General features: G+C 38.8%; 16 protein-coding genes. 4 read left to right on the plus strand and 12 right to left on the minus strand.

Annotated features, from left to right (window positions below):
- Window positions 1–68: 68 nt before the first annotated feature.
- Window positions 69–908 (minus strand): DUF4493 domain-containing protein, encoded by an 840-nt coding sequence (locus tag MWU78_RS09770; protein ID WP_246997377.1) that lies wholly within the window; start codon window positions 906–908, stop codon window positions 69–71.
- Window positions 909–1206: 298 nt separating this feature from the next.
- Window positions 1207–2403: an MFS transporter gene (locus MWU78_RS09775; protein WP_246997379.1), complete on the minus strand. Its 1197-nt coding sequence runs from the start codon at window positions 2401–2403 to the stop codon at window positions 1207–1209.
- 447 nt (window positions 2404–2850) lie between these two features.
- On the opposite strand from MWU78_RS09775, the gene MWU78_RS09780 reads away from it, so the two are divergent.
- Both MWU78_RS09780 and MWU78_RS09785 read left to right on the plus strand, forming a co-directional pair.
- Window positions 2851–3978: an FIST N-terminal domain-containing protein gene (locus MWU78_RS09780; protein ID WP_246997381.1), complete on the plus strand. Its 1128-nt coding sequence runs from the start codon at window positions 2851–2853 to the stop codon at window positions 3976–3978.
- Window positions 3975–5741: an ATP-binding protein gene (locus MWU78_RS09785; RefSeq protein ID WP_246997384.1), complete on the plus strand. Its 1767-nt coding sequence runs from the start codon at window positions 3975–3977 to the stop codon at window positions 5739–5741. Before MWU78_RS09780 ends, MWU78_RS09785 begins: the two co-directional genes overlap by 4 nt.
- A 175-nt stretch (window positions 5742–5916) precedes the next feature.
- Here MWU78_RS09785 and MWU78_RS09790 read toward each other — a convergent pair whose 3' ends face one another.
- On the minus strand, window positions 5917–7503 hold the full coding sequence (locus MWU78_RS09790) for an NADP-dependent glyceraldehyde-3-phosphate dehydrogenase (protein WP_246997386.1): 1587 nt from the start codon (window positions 7501–7503) through the stop codon (window positions 5917–5919).
- Between the two features lie 240 nt (window positions 7504–7743).
- On the opposite strand from MWU78_RS09790, the gene MWU78_RS09795 reads away from it, so the two are divergent.
- Window positions 7744–11694 carry a gliding motility-associated C-terminal domain-containing protein gene (locus tag MWU78_RS09795; RefSeq protein WP_246997388.1) on the plus strand — a complete coding sequence of 1317 codons (3951 nt, stop codon included), beginning with the start codon at window positions 7744–7746 and terminating at the stop codon, window positions 11692–11694.
- A 28-nt stretch (window positions 11695–11722) separates the two neighbouring features.
- Entirely contained in the window at window positions 11723–12607 is an 885-nt protein-coding gene (locus MWU78_RS09800; RefSeq protein WP_246997390.1) for a type IX secretion system membrane protein PorP/SprF, read from the plus strand.
- 68 nt (window positions 12608–12675) lie between these two features.
- Here the strand turns inward: MWU78_RS09800 and ilvA are convergent, their stop codons facing one another.
- The 9 genes from ilvA to MWU78_RS09845 form a co-directional block, all read right to left on the minus strand.
- Complete coding sequence (gene ilvA, locus MWU78_RS09805) at window positions 12676–13929, minus strand: threonine ammonia-lyase IlvA (RefSeq protein WP_246997392.1); 1254 nt, start codon at window positions 13927–13929, stop codon at window positions 12676–12678.
- 68 nt (window positions 13930–13997) lie between these two features.
- Window positions 13998–15473, minus strand: a complete 1476-nt coding sequence (ilvC, locus tag MWU78_RS09810) for a ketol-acid reductoisomerase (RefSeq protein ID WP_246997394.1) — start codon at window positions 15471–15473, stop codon at window positions 13998–14000.
- A gap of 46 nt (window positions 15474–15519) precedes the next feature.
- Complete coding sequence (gene ilvN, locus MWU78_RS09815) at window positions 15520–16044, minus strand: acetolactate synthase small subunit (protein ID WP_246997396.1); 525 nt, start codon at window positions 16042–16044, stop codon at window positions 15520–15522.
- Between the two features lie 61 nt (window positions 16045–16105).
- A complete protein-coding gene (gene ilvB / locus MWU78_RS09820) occupies window positions 16106–17839 on the minus strand; it encodes a biosynthetic-type acetolactate synthase large subunit (RefSeq protein WP_246997397.1) in 1734 nt (577 codons plus the stop codon).
- Between the two features lie 73 nt (window positions 17840–17912).
- Window positions 17913–19589 carry a dihydroxy-acid dehydratase gene (gene ilvD / locus MWU78_RS09825; protein WP_246997400.1) on the minus strand — a complete coding sequence of 559 codons (1677 nt, stop codon included), beginning with the start codon at window positions 19587–19589 and terminating at the stop codon, window positions 17913–17915.
- A 423-nt stretch (window positions 19590–20012) separates the two neighbouring features.
- The gene (locus tag MWU78_RS09830) at window positions 20013–20852 is read right to left on the minus strand and encodes a biotin-dependent carboxyltransferase family protein (RefSeq protein ID WP_246997402.1); all 840 of its coding nucleotides are present in this window, start codon (window positions 20850–20852) and stop codon (window positions 20013–20015) included.
- Window positions 20845–21582, minus strand: a complete 738-nt coding sequence (pxpB, locus tag MWU78_RS09835; protein WP_246997404.1) for a 5-oxoprolinase subunit PxpB — start codon at window positions 21580–21582, stop codon at window positions 20845–20847. Before pxpB ends, MWU78_RS09830 begins: the two co-directional genes overlap by 8 nt.
- Window positions 21579–22316: a 5-oxoprolinase subunit PxpA gene (gene pxpA / locus MWU78_RS09840; RefSeq protein ID WP_246997406.1), complete on the minus strand. Its 738-nt coding sequence runs from the start codon at window positions 22314–22316 to the stop codon at window positions 21579–21581. The genes pxpB and pxpA overlap by 4 nt, the downstream gene beginning before the upstream one ends.
- Before the next feature lie 5 nt (window positions 22317–22321).
- Entirely contained in the window at window positions 22322–23515 is a 1194-nt protein-coding gene (locus MWU78_RS09845) for an Nramp family divalent metal transporter (protein WP_246997408.1), read from the minus strand.
- Between the last annotated feature and the right edge of the window lies 1 nt (window position 23516).

The raw sequence follows: 23516 nt of genomic DNA on the forward strand, positions 1-23516 counted from the left end.
CATAATAATTATAAAGCCCCTTATTTGAGGGGCTTTATTGCTTCTAGTATCTATTGAAATGGTACGTCTTAATTTGGAAAAATAATGATGTCGTCGATGATTACTTCATCCGCCAAAGTGACTAATAAATTTAATCCGGTCTTAATTTCATTCTGCTCTATGGAAATGTTGTAATGCTCGTTCGCGCGAATGCCCATGTACCATTTTGAGGCAGTGACAGGCAAACCTGAATTATTTGTGGCTGTTATGGAAATTTCCAAATCCCCACTTTGGTCTCCTAGAGTTCCTCTAGCCCAATCTCCATCATAGGTCGTAAAATAGCCAGTTTGACCGCTCTGAGCTGTAGTCCAGGTCAATTCAGATTTTTCATGATTTCCATAGATATTGGTCCATTTCCGGACATCGACTTCAATATCAGGAAAGGAAGAGCTTACCTCGGGCGAAATAGTAATGGTAGTTGCCATATCCAACAAGGCCAGATTGGCGTTTATCGTAGTAATAGCACCTCTGTTAATAAGTACACTGGAATTATAATAGCCATATCTTCCAGTATTAAATAGGGCTTCCAATGCGGAGTAATTACTGAAACTACCTATTAGGAGATTATAAAAACCGGCAGGCAATTCAATAGTTTCAGGGGATTCATTGTATGGGCGGTTATATACTTGTTCAGATCCATTACTAATATATATCCTCATTTCTGCCAATACATCTTCCAGAGGGGGCTTTCCAGTAGTAATTTGGACAATCTCTTTTACAGATGTCTTAAGGGATAGAAACCCAGGTTCGGTCTCTTCAATTGGGTCTATAGTGGTGGGTTTATCTATGACCTCTAAGACATTATCCTTGTCACAGCCTACAACGAATAGCCCAAGGATCAACATTCCAAAAATAAGTTTTGCTTTCATAATCAAAATATTTAGTTGTTAATACTTTTGTTTATGATTTAATGTCTAAAACAATAAGAGGTTAACAGGTCTCTGAGAATTTATTTCGAATATGGACATCCAAGCTGGTCGGACATAATTTTGGTAGATGTTCAAAAAAAAGAAACGGGTGAAATGCCCGGTCTGGAAGATTTAATTATCAACTTGCGACTGGATATTTATGTAAAGGACATTAGGTACTCGCATAAAAAAATCCCCAATAATGATTGTCATTATTGAAGATTTTTAGATACGATATTATGTTATTTTAGGCCTACAACTATGAATTGAATGCCATTTTTCGTTTGGTATTGACGGCTCTGTTTTTAGAAAACACCAAGATTAAAACTGCAATGGTTATCCCGGTACCGGCCATTAGGGCTCCTACCAAGCTTGCGGAGGTAAATCCAAATCCCATGGCTATGGGTAATCCTGCAAAGTACGCTCCAGAGGCATTGCCCATGTTAAAGGCACTCTGATTCATGGAAGACCCCAGCATTTCAGATCCTTTGGATGCCCTTATTATCGCTAATTGAATTGGTGTACCTACCATAAAGGAAACGATTCCGATTATGAAGGTTAAGATTAATATGGCTACTGGATTAGCGGCAACCAAGAAGTTGATCAGAAGCACCATCACCATTAGGGATAAGCTGATGATAACTGCTTTCAAGGGGCTAAATATCTCAGCCATTTTAGCGCCAATAAAATTACCGAACACCATTCCTAAACCGGCCAATATCATGGCATAGCTTACCATGCTTTCGGAATGCCCTGACACATTGGTCAATAATGGGGCAATATAACTGTACCAAGCAAAGAATCCTCCTGTACCAATGGTAGTAAGTAAAATGAGCAGCCATATTTCCAATCTCTTAAAAACCTTCAAATCTTTAATAAATCCCTCTGAGGAGGATTTTTCCATTTTTGGAATCCAAAAGTATATACTTAGCATCGCTATAATACCAACAAATCCCACCAATAGAAAGGAAAGGTTCCAATTATAATGATGTCCTAAATAGGTTCCAATAGGTACTCCTATTACATTGGCTATAGTTAGTCCGGCAAACATGGTGGCAATGGCCTGGGCCGCTTTCCCTTCTTTTGCCAGCTTTCCTGCTACTACGGCTCCGATTCCAAAAAATGCCCCATGTGGCAATCCGGACAGGAACCTCGAAATAATTAAAGAGGTATAGCTTGTAGAGAAAGCTGAAAGTGTATTGAACAACGTAAACCATATCATAAGATATAGCAATACCTTATGTGCTGGCCATTTTCCACTTATGGCCGTCAAGGTTGGTGCTCCAACTACAACGCCCAGGGCATAGGCTGCAATAAAATGTCCAGCTTGTGGAATACTTATTTGGAGGGAACTGGCCACGTCCGGTAAAATACCCATAATTACAAATTCGGTCATACCTATACCAAAGCCTCCTACCCCTAGGGCAATAAGCGCTTTTTTGTTTGATTTGTCCATACTCATAATATTATTATTTAATGAATTATTACAGGTACAATATTACTACAAGGCATTTTCCTTTCGCTATGGAGAATTATCCTATTTATATGCATTTCTATCCTGTAAAAAAAGCCGCAAAAGTAATACTCTTTCTTTAAATGGCGCGCTTTTATTATGGTTATTGAATTCTGTTGGGAAATATTTAGTATTTACCAAGCCAAATAATTGGGAGTATCAGTGATTAGAGAGTTTTGTTTATGATCGGCCTATATACGAAATGGAAGTGTGAAAGAAAATAGTAAGGATATTAAGACATATAATTTATTAAGGTGCCACATTGCGGCCTAATTGTCCTCAATATTCTAAAAACTATACGATTTGTAAAAATTAAACGTTGATACTTTGGGTAAGTAAACAATTTAACTTACATACAATATAGTATTTTTCTTACAAAATTATAATGACATGAAAATATATCAGCACAAAATACTTCACCTTGAAGACCTTGATCATTTAGATATCGATTTTATTCCTGAAGTATTTTTTCTTTTTGCATCTCCGTCATTTGTGGGTACAGAAGAATTTGTGAGCAAATTGGCGCAAAAATTTGAAAATGCCATTTTGATTGGATGTTCCACTGCAGGGGAGATTTTAGGAAATGAGGTGCTGGATTCCACAATTGCCTTAACGGCAGTTAGGTTTGAGAAAACAAAGCTTCAAATTGAAGAGGTTGATCTGGTCTCCTATGATCTAAATAGTTTTACTGCTGGCAAGGCTTTAAGCAATAAATTTAAAGGAACTGATCTGAGGCATATTTTTGTTCTGAGTGATGGGCTTATCGTAAATGGTGCCGAACTGGTAAAGGGCTTGCATACCGATCTTGATAAATCTGTAAGCATCACAGGTGGATTGGCAGGCGATTGTTCCAACTTTGAAAATACCTTTGTAATAGCAGGCGCAAAAATTGCTTCCCAAAAGATAGTTGCCCTAGGTTTATATGGTTCTGAATTAAATATTGGGTTTGGATCTAAGGGAGGTTGGGACAGTTTCGGAATTGAAAGATTAGTGACGAAATCCAAAAATAATGTACTTTATGAATTGGATGGTCAACCGGCATTGGAGCTCTATAAATCATTTTTGGGAGACATGGCAAAGGATTTGCCCGGTTCGGGTCTTTTATTTCCTTTGAGCATGAGGGATGAGGATAATCAAATACCAGTTGTAAGAACTATTTTGGCGGTCGATGAAAAAAGTGGAAGCCTCACTTTTGCGGGAAACATCCCCCAAGGTTCCTATGTGAGATTAATGAAAGCCAATATCGATAGGATTATTGGCGGTGCGGAACAATCTGCAATAACAACCAAGGGCAGTACTGAAAATCAACATCAATTGGCATTTTTAATAAGCTGTGTAGGTCGCCGTCTAGTCATGAAACAATTGGTGGAGGAAGAAGTGGAAGCTGTAAACGATGTATTTGATAATGATATATATACAACAGGGTTTTATTCTTATGGAGAGATTGCTCCATTTGATAAATTTTCGCCATGTACCCTACATAATCAAACCATGACTATAACAACGTTTTCTGAATGAGCAACAATTACCACAGATTACTTAATAGACAGCTCAAAAAGATAGATCTGGACGACGGAACCTTAGATCTTATCGCTCCCCTATTGCATCAAGTTGACGAAGCATATAAGGCGTTTGATAGTGATTTGGAGCATGTAGAGAATGTCTTGGAAAAAAGTTCCCAAGAATTATTTCAAACCAATCAGCAGTTAAAAAACAATATAGAATCCATCAGTGGTCAATTATCAAAAGTAGCAGGGAATATAAAGGATGTTATTTTCGAAATGGACCTGAAAGGCAATTGGTCATATCTTAATCCTGCCTGGCAAAAATTGACAGGACTTAAGGTCAGGGATTGTTTGGGAAAACCATTTCACCAATTTTTGAAGGATGACCAAGGAAAGGATTACACGAATCTAATAGATTTAAAGAAACCTAATTTTAAAACTATTAGTAAAATTTTCAAATCCCAAACTATTGGTGGTGAACATAAATGGTTGGATTTTTCCTTGAAGGTTATTAAATCTGAAGATGGAAATATTGAAGGCTATATTGGCGCTATTGTTGATATTAGCAAAATAAAGGAAACGGAATTGGCCTTAATAGAAGCCAAGGAAAAGGAATCTATGGCCAATAAGGCAAAGGATGAGTTTCTCACAACCATGTCCCACGAGATAAGAACACCGCTCAATGCTGTTATTGGTATTAGCCATTTGTTACTTTTGGAAAATCCGAAAAAAGAACAGTTGGAAAACTTAAGTACCCTAAAGCATTCCTCGGAACATCTTTTGTGTTTGGTTAATGATATTTTGGATTTTAATAAAATTGCCTCTGGTCTATTGGAATTGGAGGAAAGGGATTTTAGTCTAAATCAGGTCCTCAATGGTTTACAGAGTATATTCCACAATACGGCAAAAGAAAAGGACTTAAGGCTTCTTGTCAAAACGGACACAGCGCTCCCCAAAACATTTATTGGCGACAGTACCAGATTATCCCAAATACTGACCAACCTGGTCAGTAATGCCATTAAGTTTACAGAGGAAGGTAAGGTTACCGTGGATATTGAAGCCGTGGAGATAGCTAAGGATTACTGCGTTTTGGAATTTATAATTTCCGATACGGGAATTGGAATTCCTGAAGATAAACGGGATAAAATATTTCTTTCGTTTGCCCAAGCCAATTCGGATACCACTAGAAAATATGGCGGAACGGGACTGGGACTTGCCATATGTAAACGCTTGTTGGAATTAATGGATAGCGACTTGGAATTAGAAAGTGAGGTGGGCAAAGGATCTACTTTTAGTTTTAAGTTGAAACTGCACAAGAGTGCAATGGCAGATTATCAGGAAGACATCTATAATTTTGATGCTAAATCCATTCATCAGCAAGAAAATCTGAAAGGGGCCAGAATTCTGGTCGCTGAGGATAATAAGGTAAACATTATGGTCATTGAGAAGTTTCTATCCAAATGGCAGGTCGATTTTGATATTGCTGAAAATGGATTAATAGCCATCAATATGGCCATGGAAAATACCTACGATATGATTTTGATGGATCTTCAAATGCCTGTTATGAACGGTTTTGAAGCAAGTAAGGCCATAAGGGAATCCGGCAACCCCCTTAATAAGGTTATGCCCATCTACGCCTTATCCGCTTCCACAGGAATGGATATAAAAAACCAATTGGGAGAATACGGAATAAATGGTCTTATATGTAAACCTTTCAATCCTACCGAATTGTTTAAAACATTGACAACAATACTTCAGCAAAAATATATTCACTAAGTTGTAATCAGGGAACAAATAATTCTTGCCCCTAAACCCAAATTCACTAAGGTTTCGAATATTTAAACAGGGTACTAAAAAGCATAGAAAAGGCCCCACTTAACTAGTGTCAAGTGGGGCCTTTAATTTTTATGGAACTTCTGGAAATAAAGAATCCTGCAAACAAGCACTCGCGTTACAAGATATAGTCGGTACTGATGAAGTTAGACAATCTTGATTCCAATAATTGCTCCACGGTTTCATTGTTAAGTTCGTTGTCTTTAAAGGCTACAAAGGTTCGGATGGAAAATGAGCGAAGGGCATCATATACACTTAAGGTAGCCTGTGCTGAATCTTTACGCCCTGTAAATGGATAAACATCAGGGCCTCGTTGGCAAGAACTGTTAAGGTTTACCCGGCAGACCAAGTTTACCAAGGTGTCAATTAACGGGGCAAGGGCATATACATCCTTGCCGAACAAACTTACTTGCTGGCCATAATTGGACTCGGCCATATCATCCAAGGGTTCTTCAATATCCTTAAAGGTTACGATTGGGATTACCGGCCCAAACTGCTCTTCCTTATAAACTCTCATCTCTTTGTTTACCGGATACAGAATTGCAGGCCAAATGTAATTATCGGAATGTGTACCTCCTTTTTTGTTTAATATTTTAGCACCTTTTTCCCTAGCATCATCTATTAATTCCTGGATATAGGCTGGTTTTCCGGGTTCCGGCAACGGAGTTAATTTAACGCCATCTTCCCAAGGATTTCCAAATTTAAGGGCATCTACCTTCTCTGCAAATCTCTTGTTAAATTCACTGGCAATATCCTCATGGACATAAATTATTTTAAGAGCGGTACAACGCTGTCCGTTAAAGGACAATGTCCCGGCAATACATTCATTAATAGTTAAGTCCAAATCCGCATCTGGAAGTATAATGGCAGGATTTTTGGCTTCCAAACCAAGTACTAAACGAAGTCTGTTGCTTTTTGGATGTTGGTTTTGTAAGGCATTCGCAGATTTACTATTGCCAATTAAAGCCAAAACATCAACTTTTCCAGTTTGCATTATTGGTGCGGCCACTGCCCTACCCCTACCAAATACAATATTCACTACACCTTTAGGGAAACTGCTTTGAAAGGCCTCCAAAAGTGGCGTAATCAATAGGACACCGTGTTTTGCAGGTTTAAAAATTGTGGTATTCCCCATGATTATGGCAGGAATAAGCAATGCAAAGGTTTCGTTTAAGGGATAGTTATATGGCCCTAAACACAATACTACTCCAAGCGGTCCCCTTCTAATATGCGCATAAACACCATCGTTTTTTTCAAATTTGGCGTTATCCCGATCAAGCTGCTTGTAATCTTCTATGGTATCGTTAATATACTCTACCGTTCTGTCGAACTCCTTTTGTGAGTCTGGGAGCGATTTTCCAATTTCCCACATCAGAAGTTTTACAATTTCATCCCTTTTAGTCTGCATTTTCTTCACAAAAATCTCCATACAATCTATACGCTCCTTAACACGCATGGTTGGCCATATGCCCTTACCCTTGTCAAAAGCTACCAAAGCTGCGTCCAAAGCTTCCAAGGCTTCTTTTTCCTCCATGTCCGGAATACTTCCCAATAAGGTGGGTTCATATTTGTCCGTACTGGATATGGTGGAGTATACCTCCGTTGTATTCCCTGTCCACTCTTTTAATTGGCCGTCCACCAAGAAGTGTCGTTGGTCAATTGTATTTCTTATTTGAAATTCTTCCGGTATTGTTATATCACTCATGTTGTTTGGTAAATTTTTCAGTTGTTATAAAAATAATACCTATTTAGAACCCAGCATAGTTATTCATTAAAAAATAAATGTTTTTATTGAAGCACTACCTATTTCCAGAGTTTGGCCCACATTAAACACAGATTACACAACAATTGTTTTATGGTCTACTTATTTCTACATTATTTAGCCTCACAGAATTAACTTTCTATTTTATAATATTATTCCTACAACCAATCCCATACAATTCCAATGAAAAAACATCTTATTAGTTTACTACTTGCTCTCCTATTATCATTGTTAAATCATGCCCAACAATGGGAGCCATTGGGTGCAAACGATTTTAACGCCCCTTCTTCGAATTCAGCAAGGTATTTATGCATAGCGAATGGTCCCAATAATAGTGTTTATAGCGCTTTTCAGGACAAGGATAATTCCTCTAAGGTAAGTGTTAAACAATTTATCAACAATGAATGGGTCTATGTAGGCATACCTGGTTTTTCAAGTACCTATTTTAATTCTTTATTTATGGCTACGGATACCAATTACCAGCCATATGTGATTTTTTCCGATGGTGGTTATGATAACAGGTCAACGGTAATGCGTTTTAATAACGGAACTTGGGAGTTGGTAGGTGATCCAGGTTTTAGTGCCAGTGCTTCCTATGGCAATTCACTAGCTATTGCCCCGGACGGAACTATTTATGCCGCAGTTACAGACTCGGCCAATTCTTCAAGGCTTGTAGTTTATCAATTTGTTAACGGTGCTTGGGATATTCTAGGTTCATCGCCTATCTCGGATTCTTACGCAAGCTCGATCAATATAGCAGTGGACAGTAACTCCATTCCCTATGTAGCTTACGCCGAAGAGCTGGCAAACTATAAGCGATATGGTTCTGTCCAAAGGTATATAAATGGAGTGTGGGAATATGTTGGTAACCAGTCTTTTACTGGTGCAACTTCTTATTTATCCTTTGCTATTGATAATGATAACGTGCCTTATGTTTTAACCAATGATGCCTCAAACGGCTATGTCCCCATTATTTCAAAATTTAGTAACGGAACATGGGGACCAGTAGGTTCAAATGTAATTTCAGAAGACATGTCAGGTTATCTGGCCATGACAATTACAGAAAACAATACTCCCGTTGTGTTGTATCATGGACAAGCTAGTAATCTGATCGTAAAACAACTCAATAACGGCAGCTGGGAAACCGTAGGCTCGGATAGTTCGGCATTTGATCGGGTATTTAACCAACCGAGTATTACTGCCACAAACGATAAAATATTTGTATCCCAACCGGGAGATGAAATGATGGGCATGGGTTCTATAAGTGCCGTATATCAATTTTTAGATGGAGTATGGTCTTCTACAGGGGAAAATACAGGTATTGCGAAAGGAAACTTTCAAAAGGACGCTTTGGCCATAGACAGCAATGGAATGCCTTTAGTAGCTTTTGTAGACTATGATAATGACTATAAGATTTCAGTTCTAGGTTTTCAAAATAATGAGTGGATTCCTGTAGGTAATAAAGGTATTTCGGCAGCTTCGGCTACTCCGGTAACTATGGATTTGGACTCCAACGATGTCCCCTATATATTTTATATGGATTCTTCGGTTGAGGGAAGAGGAACGGTACAACGCTATATCAATAATAATTGGGAAGTGCTGGGCTCCATAGGATTCACAACAGCAAATGGGCAGAGCATATCTATTGCGTTAGACCCCAACAATGTTCCCTATGTGGTTTACAGTTATTACTCGGGTGGTTACAAATTGGAAGTCATGAAGTATAATGGATCCAGTTGGGAAATGGTCGGTGACCCTAATTTTACTGGACCTACCTCCGATATGGATCTTGATTTTAGTAAAGATGGCACACCTTATTTAGCATATACCGAAGGTAATAACGGATACAAAGAAGCCGTACGGCGCTACGTAAACGGATCTTGGGAACGAGTTGGCAATATAGGTACTTCATCTGGTGCCGCTTATGGTATAAATATGGAATTTGATTCAAATGACATACCCTATATAGCTTACCGTGACCAAGGTAATGGCACCAAGGCCGCAGTTAAAAAATTTATTAATAATGCATGGGAATTGGTGGGCGTTGACGGATTTACTTCAGGTTCTACTGTGTATACCACCTTAGCCATATCTCCGGATGATATTCCTTATGTTGCTTATAAAGACTATGGCAACAATGGTAAAATCTCTGTTCATCAATTTAAAAATAATACATGGGAAATTGTAGGTCTAGCTGGTTTTTCGGCATCTAGTATAGAGTGGCCATCCATAAAAGTTGCGAATGACGGAACCGTGTATTGTGTATATTATAGCAATTATGATAAAATTTTTGCAAAAAAATTCAGTGATAATTCACTGCCTATTATCACCACGACTAATGAAGTAAGTGTGGCAGAAAATGAAACCGCGGTGATCAATGTTAATGCAACGGATAATGATGGGGATAGCGAAGGCAATGGTTTGTCCTATTCATTGTCCAATGATGACAATGGAGGCGTGGACAATGATTTCTTCAATTTAGAGCCCACTACAGGGGAACTTAGTTTTAAGGAAGCCCCGGATTTTGAATCTCCATTGGACGAAGGAAATGACAATGGCTATAAGGTACAGCTAAGTGTTACCGATTTTAAAGGGGGAACAGCAACACAGAATATTTTAGTAAGTGTTACTAATGTAAATGATATGGTGTTGGATATTAGTACAACGGATGTACTCTGTTTTGAAGGTAATTCCGGTTTGGCAAACATAATCGTAAATCAAGGCAACCAAGGCTATAACTTTGAATTATTTTTGAATGAAAATAGTATTGGAGAAACCATAAGCACCCAAAATCAAAATTATTCTTTTAATGGTTTAGTTGTAGGAAACTATTCCGTAAGAGTTACAGACAATGAAGGCCATAAGGTGACCAAGGATTTTGTAATAGATCAACCGGAGGTACTTCGGGCAACAGCAAACACCACCTTGGAAAGTTATGTTGGAGCCAAAGACGGAATTATTGAGCTAACGGTTTCCGGGGGTATGCCTCCTTATAATTTCAATTGGTCAAACAATGGAACCACAAGCACTATTTCAGGTCTTGGGAAGGGAGTATACTACGTTACTGTTGAGGATGTCAACGGTTGCACAATTGATTTGCCAGTTACCATTGAATCCAATTCATCTCCAACAATTCTTACACCCGCTTCAATTACCAGTACCGAAAACTCTATTGAAGTTATTGATATGGAAGTATCGGATATGGAGGGGGATATGGAAATGAATGGAATAACTTATGCCTTCACTGCCGAAAATAACGGAGGGGAAGACAATTCATTTTTCTCTATAAATGCGGATTTAGGTATTATCCAGTTCCTGACCAAGCCAAATTTTGAAAATCCTAGCGATACAAATCATGATAATATTTATCAAATTCAAGTTAAGGTACAAGATTCTTATGGAGCAAAAACTCTTCAGGATATTAGCATTACTATCCTGGATGATGTAGATGATTATGATGAGGACGGCATTATGGATACCGAAGATTTGGATAATGACAATGATGGTGTTGTAGACACGGAAGATGCCTTCCCATATGATGAATCAGAGGATACCGATACAGATGGCGATGGAATAGGTAACAATGCAGATACGGATGATGACAATGATGGTGTTCTTGACACGGAAGATGCTTTTCCTTTGGATGGATCAGAAGATACTGACACGGATGGTGATGGAATTGGGAATAATGCAGATGAGGATCATGACAATGATGGCGTGGTGGACAGCGCAGATGCTTTTCCTTATGATGAATCAGAAGATACAGATACTGATGGGGATGGCATTGGCAATAATGCGGATAACGATGATGACAATGACGGGATACCTGACCTTCAAGATACCTTCCCAGAAGATAGTTCTCCGAAGGTGATACCTGCACAAGCCTTTACGCCAAACGGTGATGGTGTTAATGACTACTGGATAGTGCCGGGCATAGACAATTATCCCAATAATAATGTTAAGGTTTACAATAGATCCGGTAATGCTGTGTTTGAAACCAGAAATTATCAAAATAACTGGAACGGAGCCTATAACAATAATAATGGTAAACTTCCGGCGGGATCTTATTTTTATGTCATTGAATTTGGAAATGGCCAAAAGTCCCTTCAAGGCTGGATCTTCATCAATTATTAAATCAACACTATAATTTTAAAACAATACAATGAAATCATATAAAGGCCTATTTATCCTGTTCATGCTTGCCTATTCTACAATTCAAGCACAGCAGGATCCAAATACAATATTTTACCGCTATAACATGAATATTTATAATCCGGCATTTGCAGGTAGTTCAGAAAGTTCAGACATTACTTTAGGTATTCGCAGTCAATGGGCGGGAATTGAGGGTGCTCCAGAAGGTCAGAGCGCTATTTTTAGCACACCTTTAAATAAGAAGGCTGGATTAGGAGTATCTATTTTAAATGATAAAACGTTTATAGAAAATCATACTTCCGTAGCCGTTGATTTTTCCTATCACGTTCAATTGAGTGACACTTATAAACTTTATTTTGGACTTAAAGCAAGTGCGAATTCTTATAGCGCAAATACTTCTGGATTAGTAACATACGGAATTGGTCAGGATGCTACACTTGCGGATTATGAAAGTAGGTTTATGCCCAATATTGGTGCCGGTATCCTTTTAATGCATCAAGATTATTTTATTTCATTTTCCATTCCAAGATTGTTGACTCCGGAGCGTTTACAGGAAAAAGATGGCACTGCTTACTTAGGGGAAAGTAAAATGCATTTGTATTTAGCGGGTGGTTATGACCTGAGATTGGGGGCATTTTCAAAATTGCAGAATTCGGTCATGTTCCGATATGTTCAGGCCGCTCCTTTATCCGTTGAAATTACATCCATACTAGATTTCGGATATAAATTCAATCTAGGGACATCTTATAGATATGGCGAAAGTGTAAGTGGCTTGTTTTTATTTAAAGTCAGCGATAATTTTAATCTTGGATATGCTTATGAAGTAACTACAGGGAATGTTTTTAATCAGAACAAGGCCAGTAGCCATGAGTTATTTATGCGATTATCAATTTAAAGGATAATATTTGTTGAAAGTGCCGTTCCTTAATCTAGGAATGGCACTTTACATTTTAAAATTGCTCGCTAAATTAAATACTGAAACAAATCCGGCTTATCGTTAATGTATTCGCCAAAAAAGTTGTTGTCCTTCATCCTCTTTATGAGGGGAGCCAAATCTTCCGGACTTTTTAATTCAATTCCCACTACCGCCGGTGCATTCTCCCGACTCGATTTTTTTGAATATTCAAAATGGGTAATATCATCAGTTGGACCCAAAATATCAACAACGAATTCCTTTAGCGCACCCGGTCTTTGAGGAAAGCGTATGATAAAATAATGCTTTAATTTTCCGTAAAGCAAAGCGCGTTCCTTTATTTCTGCAGTACGCGTAATATCGTTATTACTACCGCTCACAATACAAACCACGTTCTTGCCTTTGATTGCATCCTTAAAATCATCCAAAACAGTTATGGTAAGGGCTCCGGCCGGTTCCACTACAATGGCATCCCTGTTGTAAAGATCCAATATGGTCTGGCAAACCTTCCCTTCGGGAACGGTGACCATATCAAAAAGACATTCCTTGCAAATATCAAAAGTAAGATTGCCAACTCGTTTTACTGCAGCACCATCGATAAATTTATCTATATGTTCCAATTCGGTATTAATGCCCTTTTCTATTGAATTTTTCATGGATGGGGCTCCTTCAGGCTCCACGCCTATAATTTTTGTATGGGGCGACAAAGTTTTGAATACGGCACAGAGACCAGATGCCAAACCACCACCTCCAACAGCTACAAAGACATAATCTATGGGTTTTTTGGTCTGTTCCAATATTTCCAAAGCAACGGTAGCCTGTCCTTCAATTATTTTGGGATCATCAAAAGGATGGACATAGGTCTTATTTTGAGCTGCACAGAATTTTTTGGCTGCATCCGAGGAATCATCAAAGGTATCTCCCTCGAGAACTACGGTTACCCAGTCCCCTCCAAATAATTTTGTCTGTTCTACCTTTTGTTTTGGGGTAACGGAAGGCATATATATGGTACCGTGTATTCCTAAATGATTACAGGCGAATGCAACACCTTGGGCGTGGTTTCCAGCACTGGCACAAACAACTCCATTTACGGTTTCATCCTTGGTAAGGGAGTTAATTTTATTAAAGGCACCTCTAATCTTGTAGCTTCTTACCCTATGTAAATCTTCCCTTTTCAGTAGAATATTGGCATCATAGGCCTTGGAATATCTAATGCTCTGCATTAAAGGTGTAATATCCGCCACTTGCCTAATAGTTTCGGCAGCCTTTTTGATGTCCTCCAATTTGGGAAAATATGGTTTCATAGGTATTTATAAACAAAGACCTGCCGAGTTAATTAAACTTGGCAGGTCTTCAAATTAGTAATGCTTAATTATACTATAGGTTTCATCGCGGTCATGGAAGCACGCAATCTTGAACCTACTATCTCTACAGGATGTTCTCTTAATGCCTTATTAACAGCAATTAGTTTTGCGTTATCAACACTTAAATGTTTTTGATCGGCAAAATGTTTTCCAATTACATCGGTGTCTATGTTTTTCATGAAATCGGCCAATAATGGCTTACAAGCGTGATCAAACAAATAACAGCCGTATTCCGCTGTATCAGATATTACCCTGTTCATTTCGAACAATTTTTTCCTAGCAATGGTGTTTGCTATCAACGGAGTTTCATGAAGTGATTCGTAGTAGGCAGACTCGGCGATAATTCCAGATTCTGTCATGGCTTCAAAAGCCAATTCAACACCTGCTCTAACCATTGCCACCATTAATACGCCATGGTCATAAAATTCTTGTTCCGAAATTTTATCAGATCCAGCAGGAGTTTTTTCGAATGCTGTTTCTCCTGTTGCTGCTCTCCAAGTCAATAGGTTTTTGTCATCATTGGCCCAGTCTTCCATCATAGTTTTGGAGAAATGACCGCTCATGATATCGTCCATATGCTTGTGGAAAAGTGGACGCATAATATCCTTTAATTCTTCTGAAAGTTCAAAAGCCTTAATTTTTGCAGGATTGGATAAACGATCCATCATATGGGTAATACCTCCATATTTTAGACCTTCTGTAACTGTTTCCCATCCGTACTGAATTAGCTTGGAAGCATATCCTTTATCTATTCCTTTTTCAATCATTTTATCAAAACAAAGAATCGAACCTGTTTGCAACAAACCACAAAGAATGGTCTGTTCTCCCATTAGGTCGGATTTTACTTCCGCAACGAAAGAAGACTCCAAAACACCAGCCTTATGTCCTCCAGTGGCCACGGCATATGCCTTAGCTTGGGCCAATCCTTTATCCTCCGGGTCGTTGTTTGGATGTACAGCTATTAATGTAGGTACTCCGAAACCTCTTTTGTATTCTTCACGTACTTCAGAACCTGGGCATTTTGGTGCCACCATAATAACCGTTAAATCCTCACGGATCTGCATTCCTTCCTCAACAATGTTAAAACCGTGGGAGTAAGACAATGTGGCTCCTTTTTTCATTAATGGCATAACGGCAGAAACAACACTTGTATGTTGCTTGTCCGGAGTTAAATTGATAACTACATCTGCAGAAGGAATAAGTTCCTCATAAGTGCCTACCTTAAAACCATTTTCACTGGCGTTTACAAAAGACTGTCTTTTTTCTTTTATAGCTGCGGCCCTAAGGGCATATGAAATATCCAATCCGGAATCGCGCATATTAAGACCTTGGTTAAGACCTTGGGCTCCACATCCTACGATTACAATTTTTTTCCCTTTTAAAGCGGATACACCATCAGAAAATTCAGTAGATTCCATAAACCTACATTTTCCCAATTGGGTAAGTTGTTCTCTTAACGATAGTGTATTAAAGTAATTTGCCATTTTTTAAACTGGATTTTAATTCCCGATTAGCTTCGGGGTTGATTATTTATTGATTAAACTCTTTTAATAATGATGAAATTTTCATTTCCGATTTAGTAACTGCTATCCGCCCAGAGCGAACGAATTGCATAATTCCATAGGGCTTTAATTGTTGGTACATATCATCGATCTCATTTCTTCTGCCACTTTTGGCCAAAACAAAGAAATCTCTGGACACAGTTACAATTTGGGAGTTGCTCTCCTTAATGATATTTTGAATATTTCGTTCATCGAACAATAAAGTGGAAGCCACTTTAAATAATGCCGATTCCTGATAAATGGTCTCTTCATCGGTATGGTAGAAAGCTTTAATGACCTCTATTTGTTTTTCAACCTGTCCCACAATATTGCGTACCCAATCTTCAGTGGTGTACACCACAATCGTGAATTTGGACACGTGTTCTATTTCCGATTTTGAAACATTTAAACTCTCTATGTTTATATGTCGCTTTAAAAATATCCCTGATATTCTGTTCAGTAACCCTACGCTATTCTCGGAGTATACTGAAATTGTAAACCATTTTTTTTCCATCTCCTCATCCCAATCCTTTATCTAAATATAAGGTTATGGGCAATTTTAATTAATATTTATTTTATTTTAGACGTATATCCGATACCGATGCCCCTGAAGGAATCATTGGAAAAACATTATCTTCCTTTTCTACTTTAACTTCCAAAAAGTAAGCATCTTTGGAAGCCAACATTTCCTTAATGGTCGACTTTAAATCCTTTCTCTCGCTAATGCGCTTTGATTCTATGTGATAACCTTCAGCAATTTTCACAAAGTCTGGATTTACCATTACCGTTGATGCATATCTACTTTCAAAGAACAGCTCCTGCCATTGGCGTACCATTCCCAGATGATCATTATTTAGTACCACGATCTTAACAGGGGTCTTGTTTTGAAAAATAGTTCCCAACTCCTGAATCGTCATCTGATATCCACCATCACCAATAATGGCAACTACTTCCCTATCCATGGCCCCCATTTTGGCTCCTATAGCCGCCGGTAAAGCAAACCCCATAGTTCCCAATCCACCGGAGGTAACATTACTTTTGGTCTGTTTAAATTTGGCATATCTACATGTTATCATTTGGTGCTGACCAACATCCGATACAATAATTGCCTTATGACCACTGGCTATATTGATTTCCTCAATAACTTCTGCCATTGTGAGTTTATCCTTGGTAGGATAAACTTCATTTTTAATGATCTGGTCAAATTCTATCTTATATTTTTCCTTAAACTCATTGTGCCAGGATTCATGCTTGTTGGTTTTGATCAAAGGCAATAACAAATCCAAGGTTACCTTGGAATCGCCCAAGACTGCAACATCGGCCTTCACGTTTTTGTTTATTTCAGCTGGGTCTATGTCGAAATGAATAATTTTTGCCTGTTTGGCATAGGTGTCCAAACTTCCGGTTACCCTATCGTCAAAACGCATGCCAATGGCAATAAGTACATCGCATTCGTTCGTCAATAAATTAGGTCCGTAATTACCGTGCATTCCAACCATTCCTACATTTAAGGGGTGATCTGTATCCATGGCCGAAAGCCCAAGTACTGTCCAGGCAGCAGGAATACCTGCTTTCTCAACCAAGGTTTTTAGCTGTTTCTCGGCTTCCCCTAAAATTACGCCTTGTCCAAAAACGATAAAAGGCTTTTTGGCGGCATTGATTAAATTGGCTGCCTCCTCAATAGCTTTTGCATTTGGTTTTGGGTAAGGGTTGTAACTACGAACCCCTTTGCAATGTTCGTATGAAAAATCGAACTCATCAATTTGTGCATTTTTGGTAATATCCACCAATACAGGTCCTGGTCTACCGGATTTCGCAATATAGAAAGCCTTTGCCAATACCTCTGGAATTTCAGAGGCCTTGGTCACTTGACAGTTCCATTTGGTTACCGGAGTGGAAATTCCTATAATATCGGTTTCCTGAAAAGCGTCGGACCCCAACAAATGTCTCGCTACCTGACCTGTAATACAGACCATTGGAGTTGAATCTATTTGGGCATCGGCGATACCGGTAATCAAGTTGGTGGCTCCTGGCCCTGAAGTGGCCACGGCAACACCTACTTTTCCGGTTACCCTGGCGTACCCTTGTGCTGCATGTGTAGCTCCTTGCTCATGTCTAGTTAATATATGCGTAAGTTTATGTTGAAATTTATATAATTCATCATACAGTGGCATAATTGCCCCTCCAGGATAACCATAAATTAAATCTACACCCTCGGCCAATAGGCAATGGATGATAGCCTCTGCACCACTGATCCTCATAGTGTTCTGCTTTGTTGACGCTGCTTTTTCCTTATTCAATGTTTCCATAATCGTAGACCTAATCGGTTAACATACTTGGTATAAAACTCTTATTATATTTCTAGGACTCTTAACCCTAATCTTAAATTTCATCGGTAACACAACCTTGTGAGGCCGAGGAAACGGTTCTTGCGTATTTATATAAACTACCTTTTTTAACTTTTAAAGGGGGTTGTACCCAATTAGCCCTACGAGCCTCGATCTCTTCCTCGGACAAGGCCACCGAAATACTATTTTTTTCTGCATCTATGGTAATTATATCCCCATCTTCTAACAAGGCAATCGTTCCTCCATCCTGAGCTTCTGGGCATACATGTCCCACAACAAAACCGTGTGTACCGCCTGAAAAACGACCATCTGTAATCAAGGCAACGTCCTTACCAAGACCTGCGCCCATTATGGCAGCAGTTGGCTTCAACATTTCTGGCATCCCTGGACCACCTTTGGGGCCTTCATAGCGTATAACCACTACATCTCCCTTTGTAACCAATCCTTTTCCGATACCTGCGTTGGCCAAAAACTCATCATCAAAAACTTTGGCAGGACCGCTAAAATGTAATCCTTCTTTACCTGTAATCTTCGCAACGGCTCCTTCTTCCGCAAGATTTCCGTACAATATTCTTAAGTGTCCGGATGCCTTGATAGGAGCGTTCAAAGGCTTAATTATTTCCTGTCCTTCCTTTAAACTTGGAACGTCCGCAAGATTTTCGGCAACGGTCTTTCCTGTTATGGTTAAACAATCACCATGCAACATTCCGTTTTCCAGCATAAACTTCATAACAGCTGGAGTACCACCTACGCGATGTAAGTCCTCCATTAAGTATTTACCGCTAGGTTTTAAATCTGCTAAAAAAGGAGTTGTATCACTAATTCTTTGAAAATCGTCCAATGTAAATTCAACATCCGCAGCTTTGGCTATAGCCAAGAAGTGAAGGACTGCGTTGGTGGACCCTCCTAAAAGGGTTAGTAAACGCACAGCATTCTCGAAGGACTTTCTTGTTATAATGTCGCTAGGCTTAATATCGTTTTCCAGTAGACGTCTTAAAGCGAAACCAGCACTTATCGCATCCTGTTTCTTTTCCTTGCCAATGGCAGGGTTGGAAGAATTGTAAGGCAAAGCCATACCCAACGCTTCTATTGCCGAAGCCATGGTATTCGCAGTGTACATACCACCACATGCCCCAGCTCCTGGGCAGGCATTTTGAATTACACCTTTAAAATCCGCCTCGTTCATGGTCCCGGCAACCTTTTCACCCCAGGCTTCAAAGGCAGAAACGATATCCAACTTCTTATCTTTAAAACACCCGGAGGCGATGGTACCACCATATACCAAGACAGAAGGTCTGTTTAATCTAATCATGGCCATAAGCGCCCCCGGCATATTCTTATCACATCCTACAACTGTAACCAAACCATCGTAGTTCATGGCTTGTACCACTGTTTCCATGGAATCTGCAATTATGTCTCTAGAGGGTAATGAATATCTCATACCGTAAGTCCCCATGGAAATACCATCACTTACCCCGATAGTATTAAACACAAGCCCAACCAAGCCCCCTTTTTCTGTCCCAAGTTTTACTTCTTGGGCCAAATCATTTAAGTGCATATTACAAGGGTTACCCTCATAACCTGTACTTCCTATTCCGATCAAAGGTTTTTTTAAATCCTCCTCATCCAAACCAATGGCATATAACATGGCTTGAGCAGCCGGTTGCGTAGGGTCCTGGGTAACGTTTTTGCTAAATTTATTTAATTCCATTAATCTCTATTCTTTCAATTTTAATACTAAACTATATATACTACGACTTTCAAAGATAAAAGTTTAAAAACCCTTAAGTTTTTAACATAAAAATTTGATTTAAATTCAATGATATTGATTTAATTTTAACTTGCTGATAATTAGGTATTTAAACACATAAACCATATCATATTCAGTAGGTTTTATTCAGGTAAAAACCTATGGTTTTTTACTCAAAAACAACACTATTCCCGATTTCATTCCTTGAAAACATAAAAAAGAGCCTGTATCAAATATATCTGATACAGGCTCTTTTAATCAATAGAAATCCGTATCATCCCCCTTATGGGACAATAATGACTACATTGATTAAGTTTACATTTAATTTCATTGCAGTAAAATTAGTTATTATTATTCATTTCACAAAAAATAAATATGCAGTGTCTATTTTAATTTAAATTTAATGTGGTCTCCGGATCTTTTTTGGGCTAAAATGGACATGGCCATATCCGATAACTGCAAAATTCTGGGATAGCCACCTGTAGTTTGTCCGTCTTTCATTAGCACAATTAATTTTCCCGAAGGGGTCAATTGTACCGTTCCTGGGAGTGTGGCCGAGGTTAACATGGACACTTTGTTTTCTTCTATTGTCTCATTGAGCTGATATGCCATACGGTTATTTTCGTTGGCCACGGAAAATTCCCGATAGAACAATTTACCCAATTGGTTATCCGTTAAAAGTTTATATTCCGGCCCCTTGTATACTTCCAAAACGGATTTGTCCAATACGGAATCTACCTTAATTTGGGAAATTTTCGGATTGAATAGTTTGCAAGCGATATATGGAAGATCGGCTATTTTTTTAATGGAATCTTTTTCGGTAATTGGTTTAAAAAAGGACCTGCTTCCCAAAACCAGTTCAGTTTTGAATCCATCCTTTATCCCCAAATAAGCCCGGAAACCTTTTTCCAATTTTCCATAGCTCAAAATATCACCACTATTAACTTTATAGACCTTATAGTTCTCCAAGGCAATATCGTTCAGGGTGACCGTCATTTCCGCACCGCCCAAAACAATATAGGTATCATGTTCAAATTCCAATTTGGGGCCCGTCATGGTAATTTCCAAAACCGCGCATTTCTCATCGTTTTCCAACAAAGTATTTACCTTGGATGTAGAAAAGGAATCCATTACCCCTGCCACGGGAACGCCTTTATCCCTATATCCAAATCTGCCAGTATCCTGTACTGTAGTGAAAAAGCCCGATTTTAATATGTTAAGCATCCAGCACTATTTTTTCTATGTTATATATCCCTACCTCAGCTTCTATTTTGTGTAATTGGTATTCGGCCATCGAAATCGGATAAAATTGAATTTGATCACCAACGCTAACGAAACAAGGGTTTTCGTTCTTCACGTTGAACATGGGTACGGGACATTTACCAATAATATTCCATCCTCCCGGTGAATCTTGGGGATAAATCCCAGTTTGTTTGCCAGCAAGACCTACAGAACCTTTGAGTACCTTTGATCTCGGAGTAGATTTTCGTGGGACTTCCAAAGCTTCCGGCACACCACCCAAATACATAAATCCTGGTAAAAAACCTATTCCATAGACGGTATAAATACTCCTGGAATGCAGTTCAATTATGCGATCTACTTCCAATCCTAAGAGACTTGAAATTTCCTGGAGATCCAAGCCAAATTCCAAATCATAACTTACCGGTAATCTCCAGAGATACCTGGTTGCATGTGGTACCTTTTTTATTAAACCATACCATTCCTTTATTTTGGGTTTAAAATAATCGAAATCCAGGACGGTATCTTTGCAAATCAAAGTCAGTGAATTATAAGCAGGAACAAATTCCCACTCCTTTTCATTTAATTGATTTTTCTTTAAATATTGAATAAACTGAAGAATCTCATCCAATATGGACTCATCCACCTTATTGGGCCATTCTATTAATATGGCATGGACTCCAAATTGCCTGACCGATATTTTGAAATTGCTCACTTCTTTATTAAGATTTGGTTCTTTGGTAAATGTTGTGAAAGATACATTAATATTTGTAATGTTGCTGGAGAATCTCCGTGAATACAATAGGTGTCCGCCTTGATTTTTACTTCCTTTCCGGACAATGTTAAAACGGTACCCTTTTGCACCATGTGGAGAATATGGTTCATAACCGCTTTGGGATCTTGAATCAAAGCAGCAGATTCCTCTCTGGAAACAAGGGAGAGGTCTGGATTATAATTTCGATCGGCGAAGGCCTCATATTTTACCCGGAATCCCAATCTCAAAGCTTCCTCCTCTATTTTAGATCGGTATGGAACATATAAATAAACGTCTTTTCTGTACTCCTCAATACTATTTAAAAAGACAGCGGCTAATTTCCTGTCCTTTGCAATATCGTTGTACAAGGCACCATGTGGTTTTATATGGTTCAACCTCACTCCCAAGGATTTTAGGACTAAACTTAAATTCCCTATTTGGGCATGGATACTTTTTTTCAATTCTTTTTCAGAAATATTGATCGTAGCTCTTCCAAAATTTTCACGATCAGGATAGGATGGATGTGCGCCAACCAAGACATGGTGTTCTTTGGCCAGAAGGGCAACCTGCATCATGGTATCATTATCACCGGCATGGCCACCGCAGGCAATATTACATGAAGAGATAAGGGGCATTATTAGGGCTTCATTACCTACGCCTTCCCCTAGGTCGCAATTTATATCGATATTGATCATACTGCTCAAAATAGTTCAAAAACAGTTAGTATACTCTTTACTCCCAATATTACGGATAAAAGAATAATAATAATTCCCAATATATTTTGAATTCGGGTATTTCGATATTCCATCATCACCGTTTTCCGGTTTACGATCCATAGTAAAAAAACAGCAATAATAGGTAATAACATACCATTCGCAACTTGTGCAAATTTAATGATTTCCAAGGGTTTTATTCCTGTGGACATAAACAGGACGCCCACCAATATGATTACCATCCAAACCAACTTGAATCGTATGTCCTTCATAGTAGTATTCCATCCAAAGCAACTATTGGCGACATAAGCGGCGGCCAATGGTGCTGTTATTGCAGAGGTTGTTCCGGCAGCGAATAATCCAATGCCCATAAAATATCTGGCGCTGTTCCCATAAAGTGGTTCCAAGCCTTGGGCCATATCCATTATATTGGTAATTTCTTTGGAAGGTATTGCAGTTGCGGTAACCATTACTGCCATAGATACCATGCCGCCCAAAACGATGGATACAATGGTATCTCTTTCCGCCTCCTTTAAATTAGCTGTGGATTTCCATTTTTCACCTACTAGGGAAGTATGCAAAAATAAATTATAGGGTACCACGGTAGTGCCTACCAAAGCAATAATGGTCAAAATACTGCCTTCTGGAACTTTAGGTGTAAAAAGACCTTGTAATATGGCTAAAATATTGGGTTTTGTAATTATGGCCGTCACTATAAAGGATAAGCTCATGACCACTACCAAGGTTACAAATACCTTTTCCAATGTATTATAACTGCCAAAAAACAAAAGTAAAAATGCAAAAAGGCCTACGGTGAAGGGGTAGAAACTAAGATATTCTTGGCCAAATATGGCCACCAGCCCCAGAGAAGCACCTCCAATATTGCCTCCTTCATAGGCGGCATTACCAATAACTATTGCGGATAAGATCAAACCTAGCACTAAAATCTTTATCCAACCAACGCCTATTTCCTCTTTTATGACATGTGCCAGACCTTTTTGGGTAACAATGCCCAGCCTTGCCGCCATTTGTTGTAAGACTATGGTGGCCACTATGGAGAGTAACATGGCCCATAGAAGGGAATATCCAAATTGTACCCCGGCAAAGGAGCACACCGTAACAGTACCTGGCCCAATAAAGGCTGCAGCTACCAAAACACCTGGCCCCATTTTCCTAAACATA

Source organism: Arenibacter sp. F26102, from assembly GCF_023015865.1.
Lineage (GTDB): Bacteria > Bacteroidota > Bacteroidia > Flavobacteriales > Flavobacteriaceae > Arenibacter.

Coding starts and splice junctions, on each gene's coding strand:
- MWU78_RS09770 (WP_246997377.1), bottom strand. CDS start 908: ATGAAAGCAAAACTTATTTTTGGAATGTTGATCCTTGGGCTATTCGTT.
- MWU78_RS09775 (WP_246997379.1), bottom strand. CDS start 2,403: ATGGACAAATCAAACAAAAAAGCGCTTATTGCCCTAGGGGTAGGAGGC.
- MWU78_RS09780 (WP_246997381.1), top strand. CDS start 2,851: ATGAAAATATATCAGCACAAAATACTTCACCTTGAAGACCTTGATCAT.
- MWU78_RS09785 (WP_246997384.1), top strand. CDS start 3,975: ATGAGCAACAATTACCACAGATTACTTAATAGACAGCTCAAAAAGATA.
- MWU78_RS09790 (WP_246997386.1), bottom strand. CDS start 7,503: ATGAGTGATATAACAATACCGGAAGAATTTCAAATAAGAAATACAATT.
- MWU78_RS09795 (WP_246997388.1), top strand. CDS start 7,744: ATGAAAAAACATCTTATTAGTTTACTACTTGCTCTCCTATTATCATTG.
- MWU78_RS09800 (WP_246997390.1), top strand. CDS start 11,723: ATGAAATCATATAAAGGCCTATTTATCCTGTTCATGCTTGCCTATTCT.
- ilvA (WP_246997392.1), bottom strand. CDS start 13,929: ATGAAACCATATTTTCCCAAATTGGAGGACATCAAAAAGGCTGCCGAA.
- ilvC (WP_246997394.1), bottom strand. CDS start 15,473: ATGGCAAATTACTTTAATACACTATCGTTAAGAGAACAACTTACCCAA.
- ilvN (WP_246997396.1), bottom strand. CDS start 16,044: ATGGAAAAAAAATGGTTTACAATTTCAGTATACTCCGAGAATAGCGTA.
- ilvB (WP_246997397.1), bottom strand. CDS start 17,839: ATGGAAACATTGAATAAGGAAAAAGCAGCGTCAACAAAGCAGAACACT.
- ilvD (WP_246997400.1), bottom strand. CDS start 19,589: ATGGAATTAAATAAATTTAGCAAAAACGTTACCCAGGACCCTACGCAA.
- MWU78_RS09830 (WP_246997402.1), bottom strand. CDS start 20,852: ATGCTTAACATATTAAAATCGGGCTTTTTCACTACAGTACAGGATACT.
- pxpA (WP_246997406.1), bottom strand. CDS start 22,316: ATGATCAATATCGATATAAATTGCGACCTAGGGGAAGGCGTAGGTAAT.
- MWU78_RS09845 (WP_246997408.1), bottom strand. CDS start 23,515: ATGTTTAGGAAAATGGGGCCAGGTGTTTTGGTAGCTGCAGCCTTTATT.